Annotated in this window: 8 protein-coding genes and 3 pseudogenes; 9 read left to right on the forward strand and 2 right to left on the reverse strand. The window is 35.9% G+C overall.

Annotated elements, in window-relative coordinates; translation table 11 throughout:
* Window positions 1–29: 29 nt before the first annotated feature.
* Complete coding sequence (gene argS, locus ACVRZD_RS09220) at window positions 30–1,718, reverse strand: arginine--tRNA ligase (RefSeq protein WP_037626639.1); 1,689 nt, start codon at window positions 1,716–1,718, stop codon at window positions 30–32.
* Window positions 1,719–2,003: 285 nt separating this feature from the next.
* Between argS and argR the strand changes: the two genes are divergently transcribed.
* The 9 genes and pseudogenes from argR to ACVRZD_RS09265 all read left to right on the forward strand — a co-directional run.
* Window positions 2,004–2,441, forward strand: coding sequence for an arginine repressor (gene argR / locus ACVRZD_RS09225; RefSeq protein WP_037626640.1), 438 nt, complete (start codon window positions 2,004–2,006; stop codon window positions 2,439–2,441).
* Entirely contained in the window at window positions 2,438–2,791 is a 354-nt protein-coding gene (locus ACVRZD_RS09230) for a YlbF family regulator (RefSeq protein WP_037626641.1), read from the forward strand. Before argR ends, ACVRZD_RS09230 begins: the two co-directional genes overlap by 4 nt.
* Window positions 2,778–5,333: a DNA mismatch repair protein MutS gene (mutS, locus tag ACVRZD_RS09235; protein WP_447450448.1), complete on the forward strand. Its 2,556-nt coding sequence runs from the start codon at window positions 2,778–2,780 to the stop codon at window positions 5,331–5,333. The genes ACVRZD_RS09230 and mutS overlap by 14 nt, the downstream gene beginning before the upstream one ends.
* 76 nt (window positions 5,334–5,409) lie before the next feature.
* Window positions 5,410–7,386 carry a DNA mismatch repair endonuclease MutL gene (gene mutL / locus ACVRZD_RS09240; protein ID WP_037626642.1) on the forward strand — a complete coding sequence of 659 codons (1,977 nt, stop codon included), beginning with the start codon at window positions 5,410–5,412 and terminating at the stop codon, window positions 7,384–7,386.
* Between the two features lie 10 nt (window positions 7,387–7,396).
* Window positions 7,397–8,619, forward strand: a pseudogene (locus ACVRZD_RS09245) (MDR family MFS transporter).
* A 1-nt stretch (window position 8,620) separates the two neighbouring features.
* On the forward strand, window positions 8,621–9,214 hold the full coding sequence (gene ruvA, locus ACVRZD_RS09250; protein ID WP_037626643.1) for a Holliday junction branch migration protein RuvA: 594 nt from the start codon (window positions 8,621–8,623) through the stop codon (window positions 9,212–9,214).
* Between the two features lie 3 nt (window positions 9,215–9,217).
* Window positions 9,218–9,769 (forward strand): DNA-3-methyladenine glycosylase I, encoded by a 552-nt coding sequence (locus ACVRZD_RS09255; RefSeq protein ID WP_037626644.1) that lies wholly within the window; start codon window positions 9,218–9,220, stop codon window positions 9,767–9,769.
* Window positions 9,770–10,395: 626 nt separating this feature from the next.
* A complete protein-coding gene (locus ACVRZD_RS09260; protein ID WP_230588958.1) occupies window positions 10,396–10,824 on the forward strand; it encodes a hypothetical protein in 429 nt (142 codons plus the stop codon).
* A 218-nt stretch (window positions 10,825–11,042) separates the two neighbouring features.
* Window positions 11,043–11,294: pseudogene (locus ACVRZD_RS09265) on the forward strand (C39 family peptidase); the annotation flags it as partial.
* Window positions 11,295–11,334: 40 nt separating this feature from the next.
* On the opposite strand, the pseudogene ACVRZD_RS09270 reads toward ACVRZD_RS09265, so the two are convergent.
* Window positions 11,335–11,440, reverse strand: a pseudogene (locus tag ACVRZD_RS09270) (IS30 family transposase); the annotation flags it as partial.

Here is an 11,440-nt window from a genome sequence, read left to right on the forward strand (position 1 = left end):
AAAAACAGTTCACAAGGAACTGTTTTTTTTTACATTTTTTCTGGTGCTTCAACGCCAAGTAGACGAAGGGCTTCTTTAAGGACGATACCGGTTGAGTAGCATAGGGCTAATCTACTGTCACGTTCATCACTCTCATCAAGAATGTGAGTGTGTGCATAGTATTTGTTAAACGCTTGGGCTAACTGGATAGCATATTTTGCAATGATTGAAGGATCATATTTATCAGCAGAACGTTTGATTATTTTACTGAATGATTGCAATAACTTGATAATTTCCCAGCTTTCAGAGTCATTTAGTGAATAGTTGGCACTAGCATCTGGAGTAAAATTAGCTTTGCGTAAAATTGACTGAATACGTGCATAGGCATATTGAACATAAGGACCAGTTTCACCTTCAAATGATACCATCGCTTCTAAATCGAAGTCATAGCCGTTGTCACGATCAGTTTTCAAGTCATAGAATTTAATGGCACCAATACCAACTTGTTTTGCAACTTCTTCTTTGTTTTCCAAATTAGGGTTTTTTGCTTCAATCTGAGTAAGAGCACGAGCAACTGCTTCGTCAAGTGTTGGTTCAAGTAAGATGATATTACCTTTACGTGTTGATAATTTTTTCTTATTCTTAGTTACTAGACCAAATGAAACGTGAACCATGTCGTCAGACCAGTCAAATCCCATTTCTTTAAGAACTGCTTTAAGTTGTTTAAAGTGATGAGACTGTTCCTGACCTACAACATAGATATTTTTTACAAAATTAAATGTACGTTTACGGTACATAGCTGTCGCCATATCACGAGTGATGTAAAGTGTAGCACCATCCGATTTTTTGATTAGTGCTGGTGGAAGATCATATTTTTCAAGATCCACAATTTGAGCACCTTTTGATTCTTTTAGTAACCCTTTTTCTTCAAGGATTTGGATTCCTTCATCCATTTTGTCATTGTAGAAAGACTCACCATGGAAATGTTCAAAGGAAACGTTTAATTTGTCATAAATACGATTAAACTCAATTAAACTTTCATCACGGAACCATTTCCAAAGCTCCCAAGCATCTTCATCGCCATCTTCAAGTTTCTTGAACCATTGACGTGCTTCTTCGTCAAGCTCAGGTTTTTCTTCTGCTTCGGCATTGATACGGACATACAATTTCAAAAGTTCAGCAATGGGATCTGCCTCAACAGTAGCTTTATCACCCCATAACTTGTAAGCAACAATCAACATCCCAAATTGTTTACCCCAGTCACCTAAGTGATTGATTCTGAAAGTATTATAGCCTAATTTTCTGTAAGTTGAGCTAATTGAATCAGCAATAACTGTTGAACGTAAGTGGCCTACTGAGAAAGGTTTAGCAATGTTTGGACTAGACATGTCTAGAGTAATATTTTGACCATCTCCAATGTGTTGTTGACCAAAATCAGTTTTTTCAGTAATAACTTCCTTCAATACTTCTTGTGAGATGAGTGCTTTATCTAAGAAAAAATTAATATATGGACCCACAGCAACAACTTTTTCAAATTGATCTGCATTAATTTTTTCAGCAAGCTCACTTGCAATCATTTGAGGGGCTTTACGAAGGACTTTTGCCAAGCTAAAGGCTGGAAAGGCTAAGTCACCCATTTCAGAATTTTTTGGTGTTTCAATTAAGTTAATAATGGTATCTTGTTCCAAGTCTGGAACAACTTTTGCAATTTCATTTGCAACGAGAGTTTTAGTATCCATCTGTATTCTCCTAAAATAGTTTGTCACTTCATTTTATCATATTTTAATAAAATAAACGAGCAATCGATTGAGAAATTATACCATAAATCTGAGCAGTAAAACAGTCAATTAATAAAAAGCTCGAAATTTTGATAGAAAAACAATATTTTTGGAAAAAATAGATAAAAAGTCAATTTGCTCTGTAAAATATATTGATATATCCTAAAAATTAATAAGAATAAGATGAAAAAAAAAGAGAAATTTGATATAATCTAGGGGATAATTATACAATTAGGGTGGAATCTTATGAATAAAATTGAGCGTCAAAATCATATTAAGCAGATTATTCAAACTCAGCATATTGGAACCCAAGAAGACATTAAAGCCTACCTTCAAAAAGAAGGAATAAGTGTGACCCAAGCAACACTCTCAAGAGATTTAAGAGAGATAGGTCTCTTAAAATTACGAGATGATAAGGGAAAATTATATTATAGTTTATCAGAACCAATGGCAACACCTTTTAGTCCTGATGTTAGATACTATGTTCAAAAGGTTGACCGAGCTGGTTTTATGCTTGTCTTACATACTAATCTTGGGGAGGCAGATGTTTTAGCTAACCTAGTTGATAGTGATAATATTGATGATGTTTTGGGAACAATTGCTGGCGCAGATACCTTATTAATTATTTGTCGCAATGAAGAAATTGCCCAAAGATATGAAAAAGATCTGGCTGCCAGCCTATGACACATTATCAAGAGTCATTAAACCAATTAATTGAGGCAATCGAGAACCACAGTAGCATTAAGGATTTTAAAGCTATTAGTCAAAATAGCCAGTTTTTAGAAAAATATAAGAAGGATGCTTATTTGATGAAATTTAATCAGCAGAATGCCCTCTTATTTAATAAATTTGAAAAAACAAATGCGGCTAAACAGTCAGAGATGGAAGCTAGAAAATTGCAAGATAGCTTAGAAAATCAGCTATTAATTGATGATTATAGACAAAAAATGCAAGATGCCAGTGATTTAATTCAATATGTAACCAAAACCATTGAAGAGAAAATTAATAAGGAGATGAAGGATGACCGAACCTAAAGTTTCTCCTGGAATGCAACAGTATCTGGACATAAAAGAAAATTATCCAGATGCTTTTTTGCTTTTTAGGATGGGTGACTTTTACGAATTATTTTATGAAGATGCTGTTAAAGCAGCACAAATACTAGAAATTGGCTTAACCAGTCGCAATAAAAATGCTGAAAACCCAATTCCAATGGCAGGCGTACCTCACCATTCAGCACAACAATATATCGATGTCTTAATTGAACAAGGTTATAAAGTAGCTATTGCCGAACAAATGGAAGATCCCAAAAAAGCTGTCGGCGTTGTTAAACGTGAAGTGGTCCAAGTGATTACTCCGGGAACAGTTGTTGATTCAGCCAAACCAACAAGTTCCAATAACTTCTTAGTAGCCATTGACTATAATGGTAGCAATTATGGATTAGCCTATATGGACCTAGCTACTGGGGAATTCTTTGTAACTGCTTTAGAAGATTTTGCAAGCATCTGCAGTGAAATCTTAAATTTGAAAGCCAGAGAAGTTCTGGTTGGATATGAACTAACTGATCAAGAAGAAGAGATTTTAGTTAAACAATACAATCTCTTGCTATCTTATGAAACAGAAGAAATAGATGGTAGCAAACTGCTAGATAATAATCTCTCAGCTATTGAAAAAATGGTCGCAAGTAAATTACTAGCCTATGTTCACCACACGCAAATGCGTGACTTAATTCATTTGCAAAAAATAGTGCACTATGAAATAAAAGACTATTTACAAATGTCCTATGCGACTAAATCAAGTTTGGACTTATTAGAAAATGCTAGGACTGGAAAGAAACATGGTAGTCTCTACTGGTTATTAGACCAAACCAAGACTGCAATGGGGATGCGTCTTCTACGAGCTTGGATTGATCATCCTCTAATCAGTAAAGAGGCAATTATACAGCGTCAAGAAATTATTCAAGTTTTCCTGGATAACTTCATTGAACGATCAGATTTAAGTGATAGCTTAAAAGGCGTTTATGATATTGAAAGACTGTCAAGCCGTGTTTCATTTGGTAAAGTTAATCCCAAAGATCTCTTGCAATTGGGACATACCCTAGCCCAAGTACCAACAATTAAGGCAATCTTGGAAAGTATGGCTAGTCCTCATTTAGAGGAGCTGATTGCAGGGATAGATCCAATACCAGAATTAGAACACCTGATTCAATCGGCTATTGCCCCAGATGCGCCAGCAACTATTAGTGAAGGCAATATCATCAGAACTGGTTTTGACCAACAATTAGATCACTATCGAAAAGTCATGAAAGAAGGTACTGGCTGGATAGCTGACATTGAAATGAAAGAGCGCCAAGCAAGTGGTATTAACAATCTTAAAATTGATTACAATAAAAAAGATGGTTATTATTTCCATGTGACCAACTCCAACTTGTCACTTGTTCCAGATCATTTCTTTAGGAAAGCAACCTTAAAAAATTCTGAACGCTATGGCACCGCAGAATTAGCTAAAATTGAAGGACAAATGTTGGAAGCCAGAGAAGAGTCGTCAACTCTTGAGTATGATATCTTTATGCAATTAAGGACGCGTGTTGAAAGTTATATTGATCGTCTTCAGCACTTAGCAAAGTCCTTAGCTGCTGTTGATGTCCTTCAGAGTCTAGCAGTTATTGCTGAGAAGAATCACTTTATCCGACCAACTTTCACTGACCATCAAGAAATTAATATTATAAACGGTCGACACGCAGTGGTTGAAAAAGTGATGGGCGTCAAAGAGTATATTCCCAACACCATTCAATTTGATCAAGATACCAATATCCAACTCATTACAGGACCTAATATGAGTGGTAAATCGACTTATATGCGACAACTTGCTTTGACCAGTATTATGGCACAAATGGGTTCCTATGTGGCAGCAGATCTTGCAGAGATCCCTGTTTTTGATGCTATTTATACACGCATTGGTGCAGCTGATGACTTGATTTCTGGCCAGTCAACCTTCATGGTCGAAATGATGGAAGCCAATCAAGCCATTAAAGGCGCAAGCCCACGGTCCTTAATTCTGTTTGACGAATTGGGAAGAGGGACAGCAACTTATGATGGCATGGCGCTAGCTCAAGCCATTATTGAGTTTATCCATGACCACGTGGGAGCAAAAACTATGTTTGCTACCCATTACCATGAGTTGACAGAGCTGTCAAGCCGGTTAATAAGCCTGACAAATGTGCACGTTGCAACCTTGGAAGAAAAAGGGGAAGTAACCTTCCTACATAAGATTGCTCAGGGGCCGGCGGATAAGTCCTACGGAATCCACGTGGCCAAAATTGCAGGGCTACCAAAAGAACTGCTAGACCGAGCGGATGCTATTCTCCAAAAACTAGAAGGCCAATCCACTCAGTTGACACGGGTTGCTAATGCTGAGGAATCCCAACCAGCACAGTCTGACAAGAATCAACAATTGGATCTCTTTGCCCCAGAAGGCGATGTAAACTCAGTCATTGAGCAATTGAAAGCCATGGATGTTGTCAATATGACCCCAATGGAGGCCATGACAGCCCTCTATGAACTGAAAAAGAACTTATAAGAAGAGGCAATCTGATAGAAGATTGCCCTTTTGCTTTATGTTATAATAGACCATAAGAATGCGAGGAAAAAGTAAGATGCAAAAGATTGTGGAATTACCAGAAGTTCTCGCCAATCAGATCGCAGCTGGTGAAGTTATTGAACGGCCAGCTAGTGTTGTTAAAGAATTGGTCGAGAATGCTATTGATGCTAAGAGTAGTCAAATTACTATAGAGATTGAAGAGTCAGGCCTTAAATCAATTACCATTACGGATAATGGGGAAGGGATGTCAAAAGAAGACCTTCCTCTTAGTTTGTTACGTCATGCAACTAGTAAAATAAAAAGTCAAAGTGATCTATTCCGAATTAGGACCTTGGGTTTTCGTGGTGAAGCTCTTCCTTCAATTGCTTCTATTAGTTTACTGACGATTAAATCAGCGACAGCTGAAGCAGAACATGGGAATCAGCTAGTTTCTAAAGGTGGCGAAATTGAATCAATTGAACCAGTCTCAACACCTGTAGGAACAAAAATTAAAGTTGAAGATCTCTTTTTCAACACTCCTGCTCGTTTGAAATACATGAAGAGTCTGCAAGCTGAGCTTGCGCATATTGTGGACGTTGTCAATCGTCTCAGTTTAGCTCATCCAGAAGTAGCCTTTACATTAATTTGTGATGGCAGGGAGTTAACCAAGACATCTGGAACCTCTGATTTAAAACAAGCTATTGCAGGTATTTATGGGATTAATACGGCTAAGAAAATGGTTGAGATTTCAACTGCTGATTTGGATTTTGAGGTTTCGGGTTATGTTAGTTTACCTGAATTAACCAGGGCAAATCGGAATTATATCACTATATTAATTAATGGACGATATATCAAAAATTTCCTCTTGAACAGAGCAATTTTAGATGGTTATGGTTCAAAATTAATGGTTGGGCGTTTTCCAATTGTCGTTATTGATATTCAAATTGATCCTTATTTAGCTGACGTAAACGTCCATCCAACCAAACAGGAGGTGCGAATCTCAAAAGAACGTGAGTTGATGGGCCTAATTAGTTCAGCAATTTCAGAGAGTCTTCGTTTACAGGATTTGATTCCTGATGCTTTAGAAAATTTAGCCAAGTCAACGACAAGAAATAAAACTAAATATGAACAAACTAGCTTACCTTTACAAGCCAATAAACTTTATTATGATAAAGAAAAAGGGGATTTCTTTACTGTTGATAGCAGCAAAGAAGAGCTAGCTAACCAATCTAGTCAAAGTAAAGTAGTTGACAGCGGTGTAAAGAGAGAAGAGGAAGTTGATCCTGTAGTTGAAGAGCCGAGTCCTTCATTCTCTGTCAAGCATGCTAGTCGGGTCATAATGGATGAAGATGATGTCAATCACCCAGATTTAGATTTATCTAATCAGAAAAAATTATCAAAACTAATTGAAAATCTGGAAAATGAAGAAGCTTCTGTTTTCCCTGAATTAGATTATTTTGGTCAAATGCACGGAACCTATCTTTTTGCTCAAGGAAATGAGGGTTTGTTTATCATTGACCAACATGCTGCTCAAGAACGTGTTAAATATGAGTATTACCGTGAGAAGATTGGTCAGGTTGACAATAGTTTACAGCAATTGCTAGTGCCTTATTTGTTTGAGTTTTCAGGATCAGATTTCATTAACTTACAAGAAAAAATGCCTTTACTCAATCAAGTTGGCATAAACTTAGAAGAATATGGTCAAAATACTTTTATTCTCAGAGAACACCCCATTTGGATGAAAGAAGACGAGATTGAATCCGGGGTCTATGAAATGTGTGATATGCTCTTATTGACCAACAATGTCTCCATTAAAACCTATCGCGCAGAGTTGGCCATCATGATGAGTTGTAAACGGTCCATTAAAGCAAACCATAGTTTAGATGACTACTCAGCACGCCAATTACTCTTGCAATTAGCCCAATGCAAAAATCCATATAACTGTCCACATGGACGTCCTGTTCTTATCAACTTTAGCAAGGCGGATATGGAAAAAATGTTCAGACGGATTCAAGAAAATCACACTAGCTTGAGAGATTTAGGAAAATATTAGAAAGAAAATCATGAAAGATTTTTTCAAACTATCCAGAGATATTCAGATTAGACAGCTTGTACGCTTTATTACAATAACCTTAGGCAGTAGCATTTTCCCATTTATGGCAATGTATTATACTAGTTTTTTGGAACATTTTGGACAGGTATTCTAATGATAGTGACCAGTTTAACTGGTTTTGTTGGTAGCCTGTATGGTGGTCACTTATCAGATGCTATTGGTCGAAAGAAGGTTGTTGTCATTGGTTCAGTAGGTTCCACCCTAGATTGGTTATTAACGATAGTGGCAAATATTCCAGGACACCTACTTCCCTGGATTACCTTTGTTGGGATTTTATTGGTAGAATTATCCTCATCATTTTATGCTCCAGCTTATGAAGCCATGTTAATTGACTTGACAGACAATAGCAACAGACGATTTGTCTACACCATCAATTATTGGTTTATTAATATTGCGGTCATGTTTGGAGCAGGTATTTCCGGATTATTCTATGACCACTATTTTTGGGAATTATTGATAGCTCTTTTTATTGTTAATTTGGGATGTTTCTTTATTGCCTTCTATAAATTTGCGGAGACTAAGCCAGCGGACCAGCAATTTGAACACCAGACCGGTATTATTGGGACTTTTAAGAATTATCGACAAGTGCTTAATGATAAAGCTTTTGTCGTCTTTACCATTGGTTCAATTCTCTTTTCATGTATCTGGATGCAAATGGATAATTATGTTCCTGTACACCTCAAATTGCATTTTGTACCAACAGAACTTTTTGGCTATACCATCACCAGTGCTAAGATGTTGTCATTAATGGTTCTGACCAACACAGCCTTAATAGTTACCTTAATGGCGTTCGTCAATAGATTAACTGAAAAATGGGATTTATTACAACAATTAATTATTGGTTCACTTGTCTTTTCATTTGGCATGTTATTATCATTCTCTTTTAACCAGTTTATTTGGATTTGGCTTGCTGTAATTATTTTTACAATAGGAGAAATGATTAATGTTCCAGCCAATCAGGTCTTGCGAGCAGAAATGATGGACCAGTCAAAGATTGGTTCCTATACAGGCTTTGTCTCAATGGCTCAGCCTTTAGGAGCAATCTTAGCTGGGTTTACAGTTTCTATCAGTCACTTTACAGGTCGTCTAGGCGTCCAAATTGCATTTATTATTATTGCCACTTTAGGACTTTACTTAATTGTCCTATCCGCCAAAATGAAGAAAAAGGTTTAAGATGTTTGATTATATAAAAGGTCAATTAACTAAAATTACTGCTAAATATATTGTGGTCGAAGCTAACGGTTTGGGCTATATTATCTATGTTGCAAATCCCTATAGTTTTTCTGACAGTGTCAATCAGAAGGTCACTATTTATTTACACCAGGTCATTCGTGAGGACGCTCACCTCTTATTTGGTTTTCACACAGAAGAGGAAAAAGATGTCTTTCTTAAACTTATCTCGGTTTCAGGAATTGGTCCAATGACAGCGCTAGCTATTGTCGCCGTCGACGACAACCAAGGATTAGTAATGGCCATTGATAACAGTGACATCAAATACTTAATGAAGTTCCCTAAAATTGGTAAGAAAACAGCGCAGCAAATGATTTTAGACTTATCTGGGAAATTTGTCGAAGCACCAAGTGACAAGGCACTGTCAAGTAAGGCAAGTGCTGCTGGTAATCAACAGCTTGATGAAGCTATCGAGGCTCTCCTGGCTCTAGGTTATAAAGCAACTGAATTGAAGAAAATCCGTGCCTTCTTTGAGGGAACTGACGAAACAGCTGAGCAATATATCAAATCTGCGCTGAAAATGTTAATGAAAGGTTAATCTATGAAACGCTGTTCTTGGGTACCTACTGACAATCCTCTCTATTGCGATTACCACGATGTTGAGTGGGGCAAACCAATACATGATGATCAAGCACTTTTTGAATTGCTTTGCTTAGAATCTTATCAGGCAGGACTTTCTTGGTTGACCGTTTTGCGAAAAAGGCCAGCCTTTAATGCAGTTTTTCATAACTATGACATTAGTTGTGTGGCTCAGTTTAGTCAAGACGAAATGGCTGCCGCTTTAGAGAATCCACAAATTATCCGCCATAAACTGAAACTTGCAGCAACTGTCAATAATGCCCAAGCTGTGCAAAAAGTACAAGCAGAATTTGGTAGCTTTGATGCTTATCTCTGGGATTTTGTAGGTGGAAAACCGATTGACAACCTTGTAAACCATAAACATCCAGTACCAACTCAAACTGATTTATCAGTGAGTCTAGCTAAGGACTTAAAAAAACGAGGTTTCAAATTTTTAGGACCAACAACAATCTATTCTTTCATGCAAGCTTCCGGAATGATTAATGATCATGAAGAAGATTGTAATTTTAAATAATGACATGTAGTTATACGTTCTGTACAACTAAGGTTAGGAATGATTCTAATCATTGGTAGCAGATCATATAACTTTTTTAATTGTGACAGAGATGTCCTTGATTTCAGTTATGGGACAGTATATAATAAACACATAAAAATTCGGATTTTCTGAATCATGGCTGAGTAAAGAATTTAAGAATAGCCACTATCTTATTAATTTTGTTTTTTAGAAAATTTACGTTTTACTAAAAGGTAAATTTCCAGATAAAAATTGGTGTGTCTTTTCGAATGATTAGATGAGGATAACTAATTGACTCATTTGAAAAAGAAAGGACTGATACTAATGTACAAAAACTGACACAATAATCCTGAACAGAATAATAGAGAAGTTTAAGGTTAGAAAGGAAATATTTTATAATACCAAATACAAATGTAACTTAATGAAAGTAATATATAAAGGAAATTCTTTATGAAAAAAACAACTAAATCTGTGGCAGTTTTATCTGCAAGTCAATATTACCTAGCGCAACATCTGTTTACGCAAATACCCCAAGTACTCTAGCACCTAAACCAATATTAAAAGCTGGTCAACCTGATATTCGTCTAAGTGACCTTACTCCAGAACAAAACCGAAAACTTAATCTGATGTTTACTATTGGCGAAGAACTAGCTTTAACAGCTAATGGGGAGTTATATCTTAATCATAATACTAAGTTTATTAAAAACAAGTATAATTTAAGTGATGATGATCTTACTTTTATTACTAATTCAATAGCAAACTATAATATAGTCCTTACAACTCCAGTTATGATTCCAAAAGCCAGTTTTAGTGGAGGATACATCCATTTATCATATACCGAAGTTATGAATATTGTTAATTTAGCAGCTAGTTACGGTCCGGGGGTTATCGCAGGATCAATGTCTGCGCTGCTATCATTTTATCCTGGTATAGGAACTATTATTGGAGGTATCGTAGGATGGTTCGGAGCAGCTTCTATTTTACAAGCAATGAGTGATGCGGCTTTCAATGGAAAAGGAATAAAAATTGGTATTGGGGGAATATCAGCAGAATAAATTATGTCAAATTTCAAAATCTTTATCGTTATTTTTTTCCTGTTTACATTATTTTCAATTGCCAATTATTTTTTTCCAATACTCTATGATTCCATACAAACAGCAATATTCTTTCCAATATCAATATTTTTAGGATATAAATTAGCAATATGGGTAATAAACTATATAAAATTTTTATTAAAAAAATAAGAGCTTGTTTGTTATTGATTTTAACTTAAAATATCAAAGATGCTTTTCCCATGTATTACACGTTTGAAGTTTCAAAGATCTATCCTGGAAAAAATGGGGAACATAATGTCATTGGAATAGGTTACCAATTAAGTAAAGATGGAAAAGATGTAGAATATATTTATTATCATGATCCTTCTTATGCAGTCATCGATTCCACTTATGGCGGTCTTAAAAAAGTAACACTAGCTGAATTGCTTCAAGCCATGCTAACTTGTGTTGAACCAAACTATGCTTGGTAAATGGAAAGAATCCTTAATTTTGGCAAATTACAAGTTCAAGTTAGCCATTTAGTAAAAACTCTTTAGGAGATTTATAATCTAGTATTTTTTTAGGATAGTTATTTATCCAATTTTCAATGAATGCGACCTGTTTTAGGGTCGCATTC

This window comes from Streptococcus hongkongensis, assembly GCF_053206145.1.